Origin of the sequence: Pontibacter amylolyticus (genome assembly GCF_014638845.1) — a bacterium.
In the GTDB taxonomy this organism is placed as follows: domain Bacteria; phylum Bacteroidota; class Bacteroidia; order Cytophagales; family Hymenobacteraceae; genus Pontibacter; species Pontibacter amylolyticus.
Window position 1 is genome coordinate 1,000,182 of record NZ_BMFP01000001.1, and the last position, 17,625, is coordinate 1,017,806.

17 protein-coding genes are annotated in these 17,625 nt (G+C 53.2%); 3 read left to right on the top strand and 14 right to left on the bottom strand.

Annotated features, from left to right (window positions below):
• Positions 1-2 precede the first annotated feature (2 nt).
• The 7 genes from murD to mraZ all read right to left on the bottom strand — a co-directional run bounded on the left by murD (position 3) and on the right by mraZ (position 8,029).
• Positions 3-1,346 (bottom strand): UDP-N-acetylmuramoyl-L-alanine--D-glutamate ligase, encoded by a 1,344-nt coding sequence (gene murD, locus IEV97_RS04390; RefSeq protein WP_188500260.1) that lies wholly within the window; start codon positions 1,344-1,346, stop codon positions 3-5.
• A 5-nt stretch (positions 1,347-1,351) separates the two neighbouring features.
• The gene (gene mraY / locus IEV97_RS04395) at positions 1,352-2,572 is read right to left on the bottom strand and encodes a phospho-N-acetylmuramoyl-pentapeptide-transferase (RefSeq protein WP_188500261.1); all 1,221 of its coding nucleotides are present in this window, start codon (positions 2,570-2,572) and stop codon (positions 1,352-1,354) included.
• Positions 2,573-2,612: 40 nt separating this feature from the next.
• Entirely contained in the window at positions 2,613-4,079 is a 1,467-nt protein-coding gene (locus IEV97_RS04400; protein WP_188500262.1) for a UDP-N-acetylmuramoyl-L-alanyl-D-glutamate--2,6-diaminopimelate ligase, read from the bottom strand.
• Positions 4,079-6,178 carry a PASTA domain-containing penicillin-binding protein gene (locus IEV97_RS04405; RefSeq protein WP_188500263.1) on the bottom strand — a complete coding sequence of 700 codons (2,100 nt, stop codon included), beginning with the start codon at positions 6,176-6,178 and terminating at the stop codon, positions 4,079-4,081. The genes IEV97_RS04400 and IEV97_RS04405 overlap by 1 nt, the downstream gene beginning before the upstream one ends.
• A complete protein-coding gene (locus tag IEV97_RS04410) occupies positions 6,168-6,596 on the bottom strand; it encodes an FtsL-like putative cell division protein (RefSeq protein ID WP_308419845.1) in 429 nt (142 codons plus the stop codon). Before IEV97_RS04410 ends, IEV97_RS04405 begins: the two co-directional genes overlap by 11 nt.
• A 63-nt stretch (positions 6,597-6,659) precedes the next feature.
• Positions 6,660-7,562, bottom strand: a complete 903-nt coding sequence (gene rsmH, locus IEV97_RS04415; protein WP_188500265.1) for a 16S rRNA (cytosine(1402)-N(4))-methyltransferase RsmH — start codon at positions 7,560-7,562, stop codon at positions 6,660-6,662.
• Positions 7,562-8,029 (bottom strand): division/cell wall cluster transcriptional repressor MraZ, encoded by a 468-nt coding sequence (mraZ, locus tag IEV97_RS04420; RefSeq protein ID WP_188500266.1) that lies wholly within the window; start codon positions 8,027-8,029, stop codon positions 7,562-7,564. Before mraZ ends, rsmH begins: the two co-directional genes overlap by 1 nt.
• Positions 8,030-8,422: 393 nt before the next feature.
• Here mraZ and IEV97_RS04425 point away from each other — a divergent pair, with 393 nt between their 5' ends.
• The 3 genes from IEV97_RS04425 to IEV97_RS04435 all read left to right on the top strand — a co-directional run bounded on the left by IEV97_RS04425 (position 8,423) and on the right by IEV97_RS04435 (position 11,583).
• A complete protein-coding gene (locus IEV97_RS04425; protein WP_229733789.1) occupies positions 8,423-8,842 on the top strand; it encodes an HYC_CC_PP family protein in 420 nt (139 codons plus the stop codon).
• An 81-nt stretch (positions 8,843-8,923) separates the two neighbouring features.
• Positions 8,924-11,146: a TonB-dependent receptor gene (locus IEV97_RS04430; RefSeq protein WP_188500267.1), complete on the top strand. Its 2,223-nt coding sequence runs from the start codon at positions 8,924-8,926 to the stop codon at positions 11,144-11,146.
• Positions 11,147-11,232: 86 nt separating this feature from the next.
• Complete coding sequence (locus IEV97_RS04435; protein WP_188500268.1) at positions 11,233-11,583, top strand: heavy-metal-associated domain-containing protein; 351 nt, start codon at positions 11,233-11,235, stop codon at positions 11,581-11,583.
• Between the two features lie 192 nt (positions 11,584-11,775).
• On the opposite strand, the gene IEV97_RS04440 is transcribed toward IEV97_RS04435, so the two are convergent.
• The 7 genes from IEV97_RS04440 to IEV97_RS04470 all read right to left on the bottom strand — a co-directional run bounded on the left by IEV97_RS04440 (position 11,776) and on the right by IEV97_RS04470 (position 17,606).
• The gene (locus tag IEV97_RS04440; protein WP_188500269.1) at positions 11,776-12,465 is read right to left on the bottom strand and encodes a fatty acid desaturase; all 690 of its coding nucleotides are present in this window, start codon (positions 12,463-12,465) and stop codon (positions 11,776-11,778) included.
• Positions 12,466-12,598: 133 nt separating this feature from the next.
• Entirely contained in the window at positions 12,599-13,450 is an 852-nt protein-coding gene (locus tag IEV97_RS04445) for a 4-hydroxy-3-methylbut-2-enyl diphosphate reductase (protein ID WP_188500270.1), read from the bottom strand.
• 6 nt (positions 13,451-13,456) lie between these two features.
• A complete protein-coding gene (locus IEV97_RS04450; protein ID WP_188500271.1) occupies positions 13,457-14,155 on the bottom strand; it encodes a lycopene cyclase domain-containing protein in 699 nt (232 codons plus the stop codon).
• Positions 14,156-14,161: 6 nt separating this feature from the next.
• Positions 14,162-14,698 (bottom strand): hypothetical protein, encoded by a 537-nt coding sequence (locus IEV97_RS04455; RefSeq protein ID WP_188500272.1) that lies wholly within the window; start codon positions 14,696-14,698, stop codon positions 14,162-14,164.
• 4 nt (positions 14,699-14,702) lie between these two features.
• Positions 14,703-15,536, bottom strand: a complete 834-nt coding sequence (locus tag IEV97_RS04460) for a phytoene/squalene synthase family protein (RefSeq protein ID WP_188500273.1) — start codon at positions 15,534-15,536, stop codon at positions 14,703-14,705.
• Positions 15,537-15,551: 15 nt separating this feature from the next.
• Positions 15,552-17,060 carry a bifunctional phytoene desaturase/3,4-desaturase gene (gene crtID, locus IEV97_RS04465; protein ID WP_188500274.1) on the bottom strand — a complete coding sequence of 503 codons (1,509 nt, stop codon included), beginning with the start codon at positions 17,058-17,060 and terminating at the stop codon, positions 15,552-15,554.
• A gap of 36 nt (positions 17,061-17,096) precedes the next feature.
• Complete coding sequence (locus IEV97_RS04470) at positions 17,097-17,606, bottom strand: RNA polymerase sigma factor (RefSeq protein WP_188500275.1); 510 nt, start codon at positions 17,604-17,606, stop codon at positions 17,097-17,099.
• Between the last annotated feature and the right edge of the window lie 19 nt (positions 17,607-17,625).

Consider the following 17,625-nt stretch of genomic DNA (forward strand, 5'->3'; position numbering starts at 1 on the left):
ACTTACTTTTTCAAAACTATCTTCTCCACGGCCTCCTTGAAGCGCTGGCCCCGGTGCTCGTAATTGTTGAATAAATCAAAACTCGCGCAGGCCGGCGACAACAGCACCACATCACCGGGCGTGGAAAGCAATTTGCCCATGCGAACGGCATATTCCATAGAGATCGTTTCCACTACCACCGGCACGATGCGTCCGAATGCTTCCTTCAGCTTGTCGTTGTCCTTGCCCAGACACACCAGCACTTTCACTTTTTCTTTGGCCAGTTCCTGCAGCACGCTGTAGTCGTTGCCTTTGTCCACACCGCCCGCGATCCAGATGATCGGCTGCTTGATGCCTTCCAGCGCGTAGTACACGGCTTCCACGTTGGTCGCTTTCGAGTCGTTGATGTAGGTGACTTCCCTTGAGACCGTGATCACCTGCAAACGGTGCTCGGCGTTCTCGAAGGTTTCCAGCCCCTTTTCAATCTGGCTGTCCTCTACCCCCATCAGCTTGGCGACCGCCACGGCAGCCATCGTGTTGTACTGGTTGTGCTTGCCGATCAGGGCCGAGCGCGAGGCGTCGATGTCGCCTTCGAAGAACCTGACGTTTACTTTAACATGTGTCCCTTCACATAGTACTTTCGCACCCTCTTTTGCTTGGAGCGAGAATGGGACTGTGGTTCCGCCAAAAGACGCAGAATCGAACGCATTACGGATAATATCATCATCGTTGTTGTAGATAAAATAGTCCGCGCCGCTCATGTTCTGCGCAATGCGCATCTTCGAGGCGGCGTACTTGTTTAAGTCATAGCCATACCGGTCTAGGTGGTCTGGCGTAATATTTAACAGTACTCCAATATGTGCTTTGAACTGGTACATGTTGTCGAGCTGAAAACTGCTCAGCTCCACCACGTAGTACGCGTGCTTGTTGTCAATTACCTTCTCGGCCAGGCTCTCGCCTATGTTACCCGCCAGCCCCACGTTTATACCTGCGCTTTTCAGCAAGTGGTAGGTCAGCAAGGTGGTCGTGGTCTTGCCGTTGGTGCCCGTGATGCAAATGAACTTCGCATCGGTATAGCGGCCGGCAAACTCGATCTCCGAGATAACCGGAATCCCGCGCTTGATCGCCTCCTGCATGATGGCCGCCTTCTCCGGTATACCCGGGCTCTTCACAATCTCGTTAGCCTCCAGGATACGCTCGAAGGTATGGGTACCCTCCTCGTAAGGTATAGCCGCTGTTGCCAGTTTGGCTTTGTATACCTCCTTGATCTGCCCCATGTCCGAGACGAACACGTCCAGCCCCTTCGCCTTGGCCAGCAATGCTGCCCCAACGCCACTTTCTCCCGCTCCGAGTATCGCCAGTTTCATAGTGCCTATCGCAGTTTAAGGGTTGCCAATGTCAAAATCGCCAGCATGATGCCCACGATCCAGAAGCGCGAAACGATCTTGGACTCGTGGTAGCCATTTTTCTGGTAATGGTGGTGCAGCGGCGACATCTTAAAGATGCGTCGGCCTTCCCCGTATTTCTTTTTGGTATACTTAAAGTAGCTCACCTGCAGCATCACCGACAGGTTCTCGATCAGGAAAATGCCGCACAGGATCGGTATCAGCAATTCCTTGCGCACGATCAGGGCCATCACCGCGATGATTCCGCCAATGGCCAGACTGCCTGTATCGCCCATAAACACTTGGGCCGGATACGAGTTATACCACAGGAAACCTACGCAGGCTCCTACAAAGGCCAGCGCAAAAATGGTCAGCTCACCTGAGTTCGGGATGAACATGATGTCGAGGTAGTCCGCAAAAATGGTGTTACCGGATATCCACGCAAAGATCGCCAGTGTCAGCCCGATGATGGCTGACGTACCGGCCGCCAGTCCGTCGATGCCGTCGGTGATGTTGGCGCCGTTGGATACGGCCGTGATCACCAGGATCACAAATGGGATGTACAGGTAGCACGACCAGCCTGCGAAAAGCGGACCCGCGAAAGAGAACAGATTGCAGTAGTCGAGCTCGTTATTTTTGCGGAAAGGAATGGTTGTAATCATGGATTTGATGTCCACCCACTTGCTCGTGGCGTTCACGGCAGAGGTAGAGCCATCGGTGAAAATGTACTGTCTTACGACAACATCGTCACTAAAGTATAGGGTCAAACCCACAATAATTCCTAAGCCAATCTGACCCAGTACCTTAAATTTTCCGGCCAGCCCCTCTTTGTTCTTTTTGAACACCTTGATGTAGTCGTCCAGAAAGCCGATCAGCCCCAGCCAGATCGTTGAAACGATCATCAACAGGATGTAAATGTTGTCCAGACGGGCGAACAGAAGCGTCGGCACCAGGATAGCCAGCAGGATGATCAGGCCGCCCATGGTTGGGGTGCCTTTCTTCTCCATTTGGCCTTCCAGACCAAGGTCGCGAATGCTTTCGCCTACCTGCTTGCGCTGCAGGAGGTTGATCAGTCGTCCACCGAATATCATCGCAATCAGTAGTGACGTAAGCGTCGCCATACCTGCCCTGAACGAGATGTACTGGAATACACCCGCCCCCAAAAGGTCGTATTCACGGTCAAGGTATGTAAAGAGATGGTAGAGCATTTAATCTAGCGTCTGTTCCTGTTTTTGTTTGCTTTATAGCTTATTTACCAAGCTGTTGCAGGGTCCCCTGCAGTACCTGTTTATCGTCGAAGGGGTATTTCACCCCCTTTATCTCCTGGTAAGTCTCGTGGCCTTTGCCCGCTACCAGAATGATGTCCTCCTTGCCGGCCAGCATGCAGGCCGTGCGAATGGCCTCTCTCCTGTCCAGCACGCTCAACGTCTTCTTGAAATCCAACGGTTTCACACCTTTCTGCATGTCCTCCAATATGGCCTGCGGCTCCTCGAAACGTGGATTGTCGGATGTCAGGATCACCTTGTCGCTCAGGCGGCAGGCGATGTCCGCCATCACCGGGCGCTTGGTAGCGTCGCGGTTGCCGCCACAGCCGACCACTGTGATTACCTTCTGCACTGGCGTCCGGATTTGCTGGATCGTGTTCAGCACGTTCTCCAACGCGTCCGGCGTGTGGGCATAGTCCACTATACCTGTGATCTGTTCTGTCTCCGACACGATGTAGTCGAAGCGACCCGCCGCCGTATTCAGGCTTGAAAGCACTGTCAGCGCTTCCATTGGATCTTCTTCCAGCAACACGGCCACGCCATAGGCACCCAGCAAGTTGTAAGCGTTGAACGCCCCGATCAGTTTGGCCCAGATCTCGTGTCCGTCTATCTCCAGATGCAGCCCTTGCAAGGTATTATCGATCAGGCGTGCCTTGAAATCGGTTATCTTGCGAAGCGAGAAATAGCGCACATCCGCTTTCGTGTTCTGCACCATTACCGGACCACGCTTGTCGTCAGCATTGATCAGCGCGAAAGCACCGGCCGGCAGCATGTCAAAGAAGGATTTCTTGGCTTTGATGTACTCGTCGAAGGTGCCGTGATAGTCCAAATGGTCGTGCGTGATATTGGTGAACACGCCCCCGGCAAATGTTATACCTGCCACGCGCTGCTGCACCATGGCATGCGAACTCACCTCCATGAAGGCGTAAGCGCAACCCGCCTTCACCATTTTGTCCAGCAGCGCATTCAGCGACACGGCATCCGGTGTGGTATGTGTCGACGGGATCACCTCCTCGTCAATCTGGTTCTGCACCGTGGAGATCATGCCCACATGGTAGCCCAGTTCACGGAACAGCTTGTGCAGCAAAGTCACCGAAGTGGTCTTGCCGTTGGTGCCCGTTACGCCCACCAGTTTCAGTTTTCTGGACGGGTGGCCGTAAAACGCAGCAGCCATCAAACCCAGGGCCTGACCGCTATTTTTAACTTTGATATAGGTAACATTTCCGGCTCGTTCTGCCGGTAACTCTTCGCACACAATGGCAACGGCCTTCGCCTCCGCGGCTTTCGCCATGAAGTCGTGTCCGTCCACCTGCACGCCGCGCATGGCCACGAACAGCACCCCTTCGCGTACCTGGCGCGAGTCAAACGTGATCGACTCAACCTGTACGTTCAGCGGGCCGTGGCTTTCCAGCACGGTGACGTCTTTCAATATGTCCTGGAGTAGCTGCATTAGCTCAGTACAATCGTAATTTTAGTCTCTTTATTAATTTCAGTACCTGCCTGCACTGACTGCTTCACTACACGTTTGCCCGTGCCTTCCACACTCACTTTCAGGTGCTGGTTGCCCAGGATGAAGAGCGCATCGCGCAGCGTCATACCCGTTACATCCGGCACCTGCCCGCCTCTTACCGGGTTTGGCTCAAACTTCAGGGAGCGCATTTGCGGTGTCACGCGCACCCACTCGTCGTCATTGGTGGCCGTGGAGTGGTTGCTGACACCGATTCTGTTCATAATCAGACTCAGGTCCTCGAGGCTGCCGGCCTTCACCTGCGGCAAGCTGTCTTTGTTCGGCACCACGCGGGCGCGCAGTGGCTGGTGCATGGCCAGGTCGCGGGCATAGGCCTTGTCAGCCACCTCCTTAAACACCGGTGCGGCCACATCGCCGCCGTACACGTTCACCCCTCGCGGGCTGTCAATGATCACAATGCAGCTGTACTTCGGGTTGTCGGCCGGGAAATAACCTGCAAACGAAGTGGAGTACAGTCGCACGTACTTGCCGTCCTTCACTTTGCGCGCCGTTCCGGTTTTGCCGGCTATTTTATAGTCAGCGCTGCGAAGATTTTTGGCGGTACCGTTCTGTATTACACCTTCCAGCATTGTGCGCACTTTTTTGATGGTTTCCTCTGAAGCAATGCGCTCGTTCAGCACACGCGTCTGAAAAGTTTGCACGACCTGGTCGGCGCGGCGAATCTCCTTCACGATAATCGGCTGCACCTTCACGCCATTGTTTGCCACGGCATTGTAAAGTGCCAGTGTCTGGAGCGGGGCCAGCTTCATCTCGTAGCCAATTGACATGGAGGTGAGCGTGGTGCCGTACCAGGTTTTATCGCTGGTGTTCTTGATGTAAGGTCTTGCCTCCCCGTCCATCTGGAAACCCAGCGTGCTGCTCAAACCGAACTTGTGCAGGTAGTCCACAAACGCCTGCTGGTTGTCACCGAAGTTCTCCTGTATCAGTTTCGCGACACCGATGTTGGACGATTTTTCAAAGACATCCTGTACCGAAATCTTTCCGTACCCGCCGATTTTCACGTCGGTCATGGTCGTGTTTTTGATGCGGTACCTGCCGTCGCCGGCGTCCACGGTATCAGCCAGTCCGAGGTTGGTATGCTCGAACAGGGCCATCATTGAGGCCAGCTTAAACGTAGAGCCCGGTTCCGTACGTCCTTGGTTACCAACCGCGTAGTTATAGTCTTCGATGTAACCGCCCTTGGTTTTACCCAGGTTGGCCATCGCCTTGATCTCGCCTGTCTTTACCTCCATCAGGATCACGCAACCGTAGTCGGCGTTCTTCTCCACCAAGGCCTTATAGAGGGCGTTCTCCGCCACATCCTGCAGGTTGATGTCGATGGTGGTCTTGATGTCGTAGCCGTTCTGCGGGGCTACTTCCGTTCCATCGTAGATCGGTTTGTTGCCGCCCGCTATACGCTCGAAAAGGGCCTCCCCATCGGTGCCCGCCAGATCGCCGTTGAAGCTGAACTCCAGACCGGCGCCGTTCTTATCCTCGTTAATGAAACCGATCGTACGCTCGGCCAGCATGCCGAAAGGTTTGAAGCGCTTCTCTACTTTCTCGAAAATCACACCGCCTTTGTTCTTGCCTGCCCGGAAGATCGGCCAGTTTGCCATCATCTTCTTTTCCTGGTAGTTGATCTGGCGGCTGTTCAGTCTTATATACCTTCTGCCAGCATGCCGTGCGTTCTTGATCTTGCGGCGGTAGTGCTCCGGCGACTGGTCTTTGTAGAAGCGCGACAGCAGCATGGCCAGCGAATCTATACCTGTGTTGAAGGTCTCTGCCTGGGCAATGGCCGGGTCAAAGGCCACGCGGTAAAACGGCAGCGACGTGGCCAGTATGCTCTCGTTGTCGGAGTAGATATTGCCACGGGTAGCCGGCACCGGCTGGTAGCGGATGCGGCGCTCCTTCGAGATCTGTTTCCACTTGGTACCGTCCAGCACCTGTATCTGCACAATTTTGTACAGGATAGCGCAGGCAAAAAGACATACCAGCAAAAACACGATCCGTACACGCAGTACGATGGACTTCTTAATATTCATCTTCCGCTACTTCTACTTGATAAGGTGGAGATGAACTTTCAACAAGGCCCAGCGGTGCCACATTGCGGGCCACTTCAGACTGCTTGCTGGCGCCCATATAATCAGACTTCAGGGTGGTATAATCCGCCCGAAGGTCCTCGGTCTCTACTTTGATCTTAGCTATTTTGCGGATGGTCTTCTCGGCGTAGTGGGTGTTGCCGATGTAAAAGAGCGTAATGCCGGTCAGGAAAAGCACGTGCGGCAGGTACTTGGTTGGCACGCCCTCCTGAAACAGAAAATCAACATTGGTGTATTTGTCCAGCCACTTGAACAGGCTGAACCCCTTCTTTCTAGCCTTTACCTCCGGCTTTGCCTTTGCCTCCTCCTCGTGCTTCACGCGCAGCGTGTTGCCTTTGGGTGCGGCAGCTGTCTTAGTCATAAGGTTAGGAGCCATAGTTAAGTTTAGGTTACGACACTGTTGTTAAATCTATTTCCACATTCGCTATCTCTTCTCTGCGATTCTTAGTTTGGCGCTGCGTGAGCGGCTGTTTTCGAGCAATTCCTGTTCGGAGGCTGTTATCGGCTTGCGGCTGACGGCATCGAGCGGTTTTTTCTCGTTCCCGAACAGGTCCTTCTCCACCTCCCCGAAGAACTTGCCCTTGGCGATGAAGTTCTTCACCAGCCGGTCTTCGAGCGAGTGGTAGGACATCACCACCAGTCGTCCGCCGGGCTTGAGCACTTCGGCTGCCTGCTCCAGCATTTCCTCAAGCGCCTTCAGCTCGTCGTTCACTTCGATGCGAAGCGCCTGAAACACTTGCGCCAGGTATTTGTTCTCCTTCCCACGCGGGGTACAGGAGCTGATGGCTTGTTTAAACTCCCCGATTGTCTCGATCGGCTGTCGGGCCCGTTGCGACACGATCACGCCGGCCAGCGTCTTGGCGTTCTTTACCTCGCCGTAGATGCCGAAGATCTTGTGCAGCTGCTCCTGGCTGTAGGTGTTCACCACCTCACTGGCCGGTATACCTGACTCCGGATCCATGCGCATGTCCAGCGGTCCGTCGAAACGGGTCGAAAAACCGCGCTCGGCTTCGTCGAACTGGTGCGATGACACACCCAGATCCGCCAGAATGCCGTCCACTTCTTTCACACGGTACAGGCGCAGGTACTTTTTCAGGTCCCGGAAATTGGCGCGCACAAAAGTGAAAGCCGGGCTGTCGATCTTCTTCGACTGCTCTTCCGCATCGCGGTCCTGGTCAAACGAGTAAAGCTGACCTGTTGTCAGCTTGCTGGCGATTACCCTGGAGTGACCGCCGCCTCCAAACGTCACATCCACATACACGCCGTCTGGTTTGATTTCCAGCGCGTCGATGCATTCCTGCAGCATGACTGGCTTGTGGTACTCCATTATAGCATAGGCGCTTCCGCCGGTTTATCTCCTAAAAACTTCTCGGCCAGCTGCGAGAAACTCTGCTGGTCCTTGATCAGGAAGTCTTCATACCTGTCCGGGTTCCAGATCTCGACACGGTTGCCCAGACCCACCACAATTGCCTCTTTCTCCAGATCGGCGAAGCGGGCCATGGTGCGGGGCACAATGAAGCGCCCCGTGCCGTCCAGCTCGATCTCCGTGTTACCACGGAAGAAGTTGCGCTGAAACTGGCGGTACTCCTCATTGAACTCGTTCAGACCCGCCACCTTGTCGTAAATCGTCTTCCACTCAGATTTCGGGTAGAGCACAAGGCATGGTTCAAAGCCTCTTGTCAGCACGACATGATTGCCAGACGCCTCCGGCAGGTTGGTTTTTATCTTTGCAGGTAAAACCAGCCTTCCCTTTGGATCGATCTTGCATTCGTATTCGCCAGACAGGAAGTTCATGTATATGACAGTTGAGTCCGTATAGTTTTCGGAGTATACAAATGTAACGATTCACCAAAAGACCGCAACCACAATCTCCCACTTTTTACCACTTTGTGGATAAATTATGGTTATCCACCCCACTTATCCACATTATCCACATTTTGGATCTTCATTTTGCGGATAAGTTTATTTGCAGGAAATATGCCTTTTCGTTAATATACGAGAGTGGTTATATTTTAACTTCCTGAAATACAGTTATTTAAACTTGAAAACAGGTATAACCGAGCCCTGCTCCACCGTGGTTTTGGCAAAAGTGGGACGAAGTGGAGAATGTGGGACAAAGTGGGGCACTATCCCGGGAGTGGATAAAGTTTGTAGTAAAAGTGGGAGGATTATCCCTATATTTGTGCTGTGAATCAGACCATCCGCCATACGGTTTTACTGCTGCTGACCCTGAGCATTTTGCTGGGCTCCTTTGGCGTGGCCCTGAGTGAGCAACTGTGCCTGATGACCGGCCTGAAGATGACGGCCGCGCAAGGGCAGGATGGTAGTTGCTGTCAAAAGCCTGGTATGCAGGAGCATAAAGAACAGCAAAGCAATGAAGACGATTGCTGCACAACAGCGTTGTCCTTCGAAAAGCTGGAGCCCGTGTCTTCGCTTAAGGGTTTTGCGCTCGAGCTTCCAGTTTTCTTTGCGGTCACTTTCACGCCACTTTTTGCCACCTGGGCCCCGGCTGTCGCCACCGACCAGCGCATTCTCACCTATTCTGACAGCTCCCCTCCGCTCTACGGGCGCCAACTGCTGCATTCCCTGCACATCCTGATCGTCTAGACTTTCCGTTTGCCTCTGCCAGCACTGGTTTTTATACCTGTGCCTATACCTGCATTCTGAAAATTTAAGCGATTACGATTTATGTACTTTTCTATACCTGCGCAGCAGTTTTACCGTATCTTCGGCACGCTCGCGCTCTTTATAAGCATCCTTTACCCTGCCGCCGCCCAGCAATTGTCGGGCAAAGTGGTAGACAAGACCACCAACTCCCCCTTGATCGGGGCCAGCGCCGTCTGGAAAGGCACCACCAAAGGCACCTCCACGGACGCAGCCGGCAACTTCACGCTGCAGCTGGCCGATGCCGCCACTCCTGAGATCATTGTCTCCTATCTGGGGTATAAGCCCGACACCATCGATGTGAGCGGCAAAACTACTGTTACTGTTATGCTAACCTCCACCGGCTCCCTTAAGGAGGTGGTGGTCGAAGGCCAGCAGACGCGCTACTCCACCCTCACGCCTACCAACTCCCAGATCATCACGACCCGCGACCTGGAGAAATCGGCCTGCTGCAACCTGGCGGAAAGCTTTGAAACCAATGCCTCCGTGGAAGTGTCCACTACTGATGCCGTTTCGGGTGCCAAGCAGATCCAGATGCTGGGGCTGGACGGTTCCTATACCTTGCTCACCACCGACAATGTGCCGGCCCTGCGCGGCCTCTCTACTCCCTACCGCCTCAATTACCTTTCGGGCACCTACATCGAGTCGATTGATATTATCAAAGGCATGGGCTCGGTACTGAACGGGTATGAGTCAATTTCGGGGCAGGTGAACGTGAAGCTGCGGGATCCGGAGAAGACCGAGCGCCTGTATTTCAACGTGTATGGCAACAGCCTGGCCAAGTTCGATGCCAACCTGAACGTATCGGCGCAGGTGAGCCCGAAGTGGAGCACGCTGCTGATGCTGCACTCCGATCACCTGGGCAACCGCGTGGACCGCAACAAAGATGGCTTTATGGACCTGGCACTGGGCACGCACCACAACGTGTACAACAAGTGGAAGTACAAGCACGGCGATACCTGGGTGTCGGAGTTCGGCATCAATGCCCTGCGCGAGACAAAACTGGGCGGGCAGATGGACTACACGAAGGATGAGCCCGTGAGCCCCACACAACGGTACGGAACGGAGTCTGAGACAGAGCGCCTGTCTTTCTACAACAAGACCTCCTATACTTTCCCAGGCAGGCCTTACCAGAGCCTGGGCTTCATCTCTTCGGGCGTGCACCACAAGTTCAACTCGCTTTATGGCCGCAGGCAGTATAACGGCGAACAGAACACCGGCGATTTGCGCTTTATCTTCCAGTCCATCATCGGGCACACAGGCCATACCTACAAGGTGGGCGCCAGCTTTTTGTACGATGACTATACCGAGCGACTGGAGCAAACCAGGCTGGCACGCACAGAACGTGTGCCGGGTATTTTCGCGGAGTACATCTTCAACAACGCCGACAACCTGACCGTGGTGGCTGGCGCCCGCACCGACTTCCATAACCTCTACGGCACGGTGTTCACCCCGCGCCTGAACGTGAAGTACGACCTCACGCCCAACACCATTTTCCGGGTGGCGGCTGGCAAGGGCTTCCGGGTAGCCAACCCGATTGCCGAGAACACGGCGGCTTTGGTTAGTAACCGCGCCTTTACCTTCCGGGAAGAGTTGGAGCCCGAGAAGGCCTGGAATGTGGGCGGGTCCTTTACACAGTACTTTGAGCTGGGCGGACGTCCGGGCGCTTTCATCACTGACTACTACTATACTACGTTCCAGAACCAGGTAGTAGCCGACATGTATAGCAGCGCCAGCCAGGTGGCCTTCTACAACCTGCAGGGTCGCTCCTTTTCGCGCAGTTTCCAGGCGGAGTTGCAGTACGAGGTGCTGAAAGGCTTTGATGTGAAAACGGCCTACAAGTACTTCGATGTGCAGACCACTTACGACGGTAGCCTGCAGCAACGCCCTATGATTCCGCAGCACCGCTTCTTCGTGAACCTCGGCTTTGCCACCCCATTCGATAAGTGGCGCGCCGACCTGACGACGCAGTACTTCGGGCAGATGCCACTGGCTTACATGGAAGGCCATGGTGGCGCAGCGAATGTCCGGAAGTCAGACGCTTTCTATACCTTGAACGGGCAGGTATCGCGGGCTTTCAAGCGCTGGGAAATCTATGTCGGCGGCGAAAACCTGTTGAACTTCCGCCAGCCGGACGCCATCAGGGGAGCTGACAATCCATTCGGTTCTGAGTTCGACGCCAGCATGGTGTGGGGACCGATCACGGGCAGAGTTATCTATGCCGGGTTGCGCTTCAAAATTGAATAGCGGTATATTATTTGCAGCAAGCTTTTGGCTTAAACAAGAAATTCCCAATCACTTAAATAAAATTTCATCAATCAATTAGTTACAACATGAAAACCTGCAGAAACATTGGATTAGCCCTCGTTATGTTCTTCACCACGCTGAGTGTGCAAGCCCAGAACAACAATGAGAAGACAGTTCAGATCAAGACCTCGGCCGTATGCGGCATGTGTAAGAAGAGCCTGGAAAAAACCATGGCATACGAGAAAGGCGTTAAAAAATCCAATCTGGACGTGGACTCCAAAATGCTGACCGTGTCTTATGACCCGAAAAAAACCAACGAAGACAAGATCCGCAAGGCCGTGAACGACACAGGTTACGACGCGGACGACAAGCCCGCCACGCCGCGTGCCTACAACAAGCTGGATGACTGCTGCCGCAAGGAAGCTGGCGCACACTAAGCTTCTTCAGGACAATGGACCGCTTGACAAAAGACAAAGGATTTTTAACCTGGCTTTCGTCGACTTGCTAAACCTATCCCTTTCCTGAAATTGAAAACGGCCTGCCTCTGAAATTTCAGAGGCAGGCCGTTTTATTCCTGACAGTTTTCAAGTCTATTGTCCTTTGTCACACGGTCCTTTGTCAAAAATCCTTCAGGATTTCGCCTTATACAGCTGCCACCAAGGCAGGTAGGGTTTGTCGTGGTGCTCGTAGTGGTAGCCGAAGAAGTAACAGCTTACAAAAGCCCACAGGTGGTTCTTGGCCTGCGTGCCGGACTTATGCTTATTCTCAGGCGTATGTTCCCCGCGGTGCGGCAGGTAGGTACCGAAATAGAACAACTGAAACGTAGCCAAAATGGCGGGCACCATCCAGAACATCACCACATTCTCGAGCGGGAAAAACAACTGCAGCACGTTGTAAGTAATGGCCATCAGTACGATCTGCCACCAGGTGATGTAGTTTTTCAAAAAGCTGTAGTACCAGGGGAAAAAGGAACCGTGGTGATAATCCGGGTCTTCCTCGGTGGCGACATGCCGGTGGTGCTGGTGGTGCTTCGGCAATAACCGCGGGTACCAGTTGTAGGCGAACAGAAAAGCGGTGACGGTGCCGATCAAACGGTTAAGCTTGGGCCTGCCGGGAGCCGCTACACCGTGCATGGCGTCGTGGGCGGTAATGAAAAGACCGGTGTACAGGTGCGTTTGCAACAACAGGAACAGGTATGGCAGCGGCGAAGCAAAGTCTACTGGAATGCGCAGCAGGTATACGAGCAAGCCAAACCAGCAGGCCACGATAATGGCCGCCACTGCTATACCTCTGTTATCTCGTTTGATTGTCTTTGCCATAGATTTCCGAAAGGCTATACCTTGCCTATACCTACTCTTGCTGGTTTAGCTCAGGATAGACCTTCCCTATACCTACATTTCACAGATTAGCTTTGGCTATACCTAATAAAACTTTCGCTGTAGCTATACCTGCCTAGACCGCTTCCCGAAGCAGAATATCGCGCACCTCCTCCATCAGCCACATCGGCGTGGAAGTGGCGCCGCAAATCCCTACCGTGTCGCCATCGGCAAACCACGAAGGCTGCAGTTCTTCCACCTTCGAGACAAAGTAAGTGGCCGGATTGGTTTCCTTGCATACCTGGTAGAGCACTTTGCCGTTGCTCGACTTGGTGCCCGACACGAAGATAATCTTATCGAATTGGGCGGCAAACTTTCGCAGGTCTTTGTCACGGTTTGATACCTGCCGGCAAATGGTATCGTTGGCGTCTACTTCGTAGCCTTTTTGCTCGAGCGTGTCTTTGATGTTGTAGAAACTGTTGGTGCTTTTGGTGGTCTGGCTGTAGAGCGTGATCTTAGACGGCAGCTCGTGCTGCATCAGTTCGTCCAGGTTCTCGAACACCACCGCCTTGTTGCTCGTCTGCCCCAGCAAGCCCATTACCTCGGCGTGTCCGTGCTTGCCATAGATGAAGATCCGCTCGTCTTTGTCGTAGGATGTCTTGATGCGGTTCTGCAGCTTCAGCACCACCGGACAGGAAGCGTCAATCAAAGTCAGGTTATTCTGCATGGCCACGTGATAGGTAGCGGGAGGTTCGCCGTGGGCGCGAATCAAAACGGCCTCGTCGCGCAGCTCCCGCAACTGGGCGTGATCGATGATGCGCAGGCCGCGTTGCTGCAGGCGCTCCACCTCCACGTCGTTGTGCACGATATCGCCCAGACAATAGAGATACCCCTGCTCGTCGAGCAGGTCTTCGGCCATCTGGATGGCGTAGACCACGCCGAAGCAAAAGCCTGAGTTAGAATCGATCGTGACTTGAAGGTTCCGCATATACCTTTATACAGCCAAGCGTTGATATTGTTTAACGGCGAAGCGCTGTTTTAAACCCTCGTAAATCGAAATCGTGAGCAGCAGCATCAGCATGGAGTACATCGAATCCTCCACAGGTATAGACACGATTCGCAGACCCAGGTTGTGACTGTTGTTGTACCAAACGATCGGCAGGTAGGTGAGCACACCGTTCACCAACAGGAACGGCACCAGGTGCACGATGTAGGCCAGATAGAAACGCCCTAATTTTTGGGTTTTGAAATAGTAATAGTGCACGCCCAGCATAGCTGCCAGCAGCGTAAAGGTGATGGAGGTATAGAGTCTCTCCAGGTTGAAGACCGCCAACAGCAAAAGCACAGGTATAAGCACAAAGGTGATCCCCTTAGCATAAGGCTGCAACAGGTCTTTGGTAATGTAAGCGTTCAGGCATTCATAGATAAACACACAGGCATAAGGCACCGTGATGAAGAAGAGCACCTCTTCGAGCGGCAAGTTAAAGACATAGATACCTACTAGATACTCCGGATTAAAGCCCCATATACCTGCCTGGGTGAAGAGTTCGTCCCAGATCATGAACAGCACCGCATTGATGATAATAGCCGGCCACAGGTAGGGCCAGTTCTTGTAAAAAGTCACTTTCCTGTCGAACGAGAGCAACAGGGGAAACAGAATGGTGAAAATGTTCAGGTACAGGTATAGTGGCATCTGGGATTAAATCGGTATGCGTTTGAGTCGTTGTTTTTCTTGTTCGGTGCAATGGTCCTTTGTCAGCATAAAAGCCCGGATATCGCGGGCCATGTCATTGGACAGGCCGGATTTCGGGTGACGCTCCAGACCGGCGATGATCCTGGCCTTGTCGTCTTCGAGGTTTTTGCTTAGGTTGAGGTAGCGCGGCACATAATGCTCTACCGTGAAGCGCAGAAACCGTATTTCGGGACTCGTAGCGTCGAGCTGCACCGCCTCTTCAAATATCTCAGAAGACTTCTGCAGATGCTTCATCTTCATGTAAGGATTCCAGACGTGTTTGGCCATAATGGCCTCCGAAACCGCCTTATAAGCCAGCACCACGGGATTGTTGTCCTCGTAGTTGCTCATCAGTTTATGAAAATCGCGACCGGCCTTGCTGTCTTTGCTGGCCTCCACAAACTGCACACGCAGCACGGACAATTTGTAATCTTTGGATTTATCGGCCAGCGCCGTAAAACTTAAAAACAGGAAGACGAAAAGTATTGGTAAGCTATTCTTCACGTGGTTAAATGGCGTTTAGTTGGTACCTGACATAGGAGCCCAAAAGTAAGGCAAACTTTGTGTTATCAGGTACTCTTACGCGCTCATTTAAGATATGGGTTGCCGGCAGTCCTTTGATTTTCCGGAAAAGCTTCTGGTAATAGACATAGGCCAGGTATACGCCCATGCGCGCTGAGCGGGGCAAAGCGAGTATGCCGGCGTAGGCGTCCTCAAAATCCTTGGCGATGTCGGCCTCTATCTGCGCTTTGCACACATTGTTAAACGTTTGGATGTCCACGGCCGGAAAATACACCCTGCCACGGTCCTTAAAGTCGCTTTGCATGTCGCGCAGGAAGTTGACTTTCTGGAAGGCCGCCCCCAGGCTGCAGGCCGGCTTTTTGAGCCGCTCAAACTGCTCCTCGTCGCCTTCGCAGAATACTTTCAGGCACATCAGCCCCACTACTTCCGCCGAGCCATAAATGTACTCTTTATACAGGGCCGGGTCGTACACGTGGTCATCCAGATCCATGGCCATGCTCTTCAGGAAAGCCTCGATGTAGGCACGGTCAATCTTGTACTCATTCACCACGCACTGGAAAGCATGCAGCACCGGGTTCAGGCTGATGCCTTGCTCAATGGCCTCAAAGGTCTGTTGGCTGAACTGGTCGAGCAGCTTGCGCTTGTCGTAGTCATGGAAGGTGTCCACTATCTCGTCGGCGCAGCGCACAAAGCCATAGATGGCGTAAATCGGGTCGTGGAATTTGCTGTGCAGCGTCTTGATACCGAGCGTAAACGACGTGCTGTACGCCTCCGTAATCAGCTTGCTGCACTTCAGGCAGGTGTCTTTAAATAAATCCATAGTTTTACTGGGGCGTTAATTGCTCACTGGTAATCGCTGACCCGGCGCCAACGCATAATCTTTCGCTACTTCCTTCGCCACCACCTGACCCGAAATCAGGGAGGGCGGTACGCCCGGACCAGGCACCGTCAGCTGACCGGCATAATACAGGTTCTTCACTTTCTTGCTTTTGAGGCTCGGCTTGAGCATAGCGGTTTGCAAGAGGGTGTTGGCCAGGCCATAGGCATTGCCTTTAAAAGCGTTGTAATCGGATATGAAATCGCGGTGGGCGTAACTGCGCTTGAACACCACGGCACTACGTACCTCCTGTTTGGTCAGGTGCTCCAGACGGTCCATGATCAGGTCGTAATAGCGTTCCCGCAGTTCCTCCGTATCTTCCAGCCCCGGCGCCACCGGCATCAGGACGAACAGGTTTTCACAGCCTTCCGGCGCCACGCTGGCATCCGTCACCGACGGGGCCGACACATAGAACAGGGGTTTGGCAGGCCATTGGGGATCGGTATAGATCTCGTGCGCATGCGGCCCGAAGTCCTCGTCAAAGAACAGGTTATGATGGCGCAGGTTGTCCAGTTTCTTGCCTATACCCAGGTAAAAGATCAGGCAGGAAGGCGCCATCACACGATTTTCCCAATAGCTGTCCGTATAGTTTTGATAAGCCGGAGCCAACAGGTTCTTCTCCACATGATGGTAATCAGCACTGGCCACCACCACATCCGCTTTAAAAGTACCGGTAGCAGTGCGTACGCGGCGGGCTATACCTTGCTCCACCTCTATTGCCTGCACATCCTGGTTGTAAAGGAAAGAGACGCCCTTCTCCTCGGCCAACTGCACCATCCCTTCAATGATCTTATACATGCCGCCCATCGGGTACCAGGTCCCGAGACTGATATCGGCATAGTTCATCAAACTATAAAGGGCGGGCGTATTTTGCGGCAACGCTCCGAGGAACAGCACCGGGAACTCCATCAGCTTGATGATTTTCTCGTGCGAAAAGAAGCGGCGGATGTGCGTATGGATGGACTGAAACACATCCATACGGAGCACATCCAGCAACAGACGCAAGCTCATGAATTCTGTCACCGAACGGCCGGGCTTATAGACCAGCTGGTTTATACCTACCTCGTATTTATAAGCAGCCTGTTCCAGAAACTTGTCGAGACGGGCGGCACTTCCCGGCTCCCATTTCTCGAACAGGGCCTTCAGTTCATCTAAAGACGCAGGCAAATCCACGAAGTCGTCTTCGCCGAACACCACGGTATAGGAAGGGTCAAGGCGCACCAGGTCATAGTAATCGGAGACGCTTTTGTTGAACTTGTTAAAGTACGACTCAAACACGTCGGGCATCCAGTACCAGCTCGGGCCCATGTCGAAGGTATAGCCTTCGGCCTCGAAGCTGCGGGCGCGGCCGCCGGGCGTGGCATTCTTCTCGAGCACCGTCACTTCATACCCCTGATCAGCCAGGCTGGTGGCAGCCGAAAGACCCGAGAAACCGGCACCGATCACGATTACTTTTTTTGACATCATCTAGAAATTTACTAAAAAATCTGGTTTAAGTTGTAGCTAGTCACCATAAACCTGCAGCATCTTCTTCAGTTCCTTGCGGGCAATGTGGATGCGGTTTTTCACCGTCCCGATCGGAATATTCAGTTTTTCAGCGATTTCCAGGTACTTATACCCGATGTAATACATCATAAAAGGCCGGCGATGCTCTTCATTTAATTTCGCGATTGCCGCCTTGATATCACTCATCACAAAAGCAGCCGTTCCTTTATTGACCGTCACGAAGCTGTCGTCGGTGTTTAGGTACTGCAAGTACTCCGTGCTGTCGATGTTGCTGCTGCGCTTGGTTATCTTGTTATAGTTGTTGATAAACGTGTTCCGCATGATGGTATAAAGCCACGCCTTCAGATTAGTGCCGGCATTAAACTTTTCGCGGTTAGCCAGCGCCTTGAGCAAAGTTTCCTGCACCAGGTCTTTGGCGTCGTCCGCATTGCGGGTAAGGTTCATGGCTACCGGCTTCAACGAACCAGCTGCCATCTGAATGTGATTGGAAAATTCTATTGCCGTCATACTGTTTAACTTTTATAGT

Coding starts and splice junctions, on each gene's coding strand:
- murD (WP_188500260.1), bottom strand. CDS start 1,346: ATGAAACTGGCGATACTCGGAGCGGGAGAAAGTGGCGTTGGGGCAGCA.
- mraY (WP_188500261.1), bottom strand. CDS start 2,572: ATGCTCTACCATCTCTTTACATACCTTGACCGTGAATACGACCTTTTG.
- IEV97_RS04400 (WP_188500262.1), bottom strand. CDS start 4,079: ATGCAGCTACTCCAGGACATATTGAAAGACGTCACCGTGCTGGAAAGC.
- IEV97_RS04405 (WP_188500263.1), bottom strand. CDS start 6,178: ATGAATATTAAGAAGTCCATCGTACTGCGTGTACGGATCGTGTTTTTG.
- IEV97_RS04410 (WP_308419845.1), bottom strand. CDS start 6,596: ATGACTAAGACAGCTGCCGCACCCAAAGGCAACACGCTGCGCGTGAAG.
- rsmH (WP_188500265.1), bottom strand. CDS start 7,562: ATGGAGTACCACAAGCCAGTCATGCTGCAGGAATGCATCGACGCGCTG.
- mraZ (WP_188500266.1), bottom strand. CDS start 8,029: ATGAACTTCCTGTCTGGCGAATACGAATGCAAGATCGATCCAAAGGGA.
- IEV97_RS04430 (WP_188500267.1), top strand. CDS start 8,924: ATGTACTTTTCTATACCTGCGCAGCAGTTTTACCGTATCTTCGGCACG.
- IEV97_RS04435 (WP_188500268.1), top strand. CDS start 11,233: ATGAAAACCTGCAGAAACATTGGATTAGCCCTCGTTATGTTCTTCACC.
- IEV97_RS04440 (WP_188500269.1), bottom strand. CDS start 12,465: ATGGCAAAGACAATCAAACGAGATAACAGAGGTATAGCAGTGGCGGCC.
- IEV97_RS04445 (WP_188500270.1), bottom strand. CDS start 13,450: ATGCGGAACCTTCAAGTCACGATCGATTCTAACTCAGGCTTTTGCTTC.
- IEV97_RS04450 (WP_188500271.1), bottom strand. CDS start 14,155: ATGCCACTATACCTGTACCTGAACATTTTCACCATTCTGTTTCCCCTG.
- IEV97_RS04460 (WP_188500273.1), bottom strand. CDS start 15,536: ATGGATTTATTTAAAGACACCTGCCTGAAGTGCAGCAAGCTGATTACG.
- crtID (WP_188500274.1), bottom strand. CDS start 17,060: ATGATGTCAAAAAAAGTAATCGTGATCGGTGCCGGTTTCTCGGGTCTT.
- IEV97_RS04470 (WP_188500275.1), bottom strand. CDS start 17,606: ATGACGGCAATAGAATTTTCCAATCACATTCAGATGGCAGCTGGTTCG.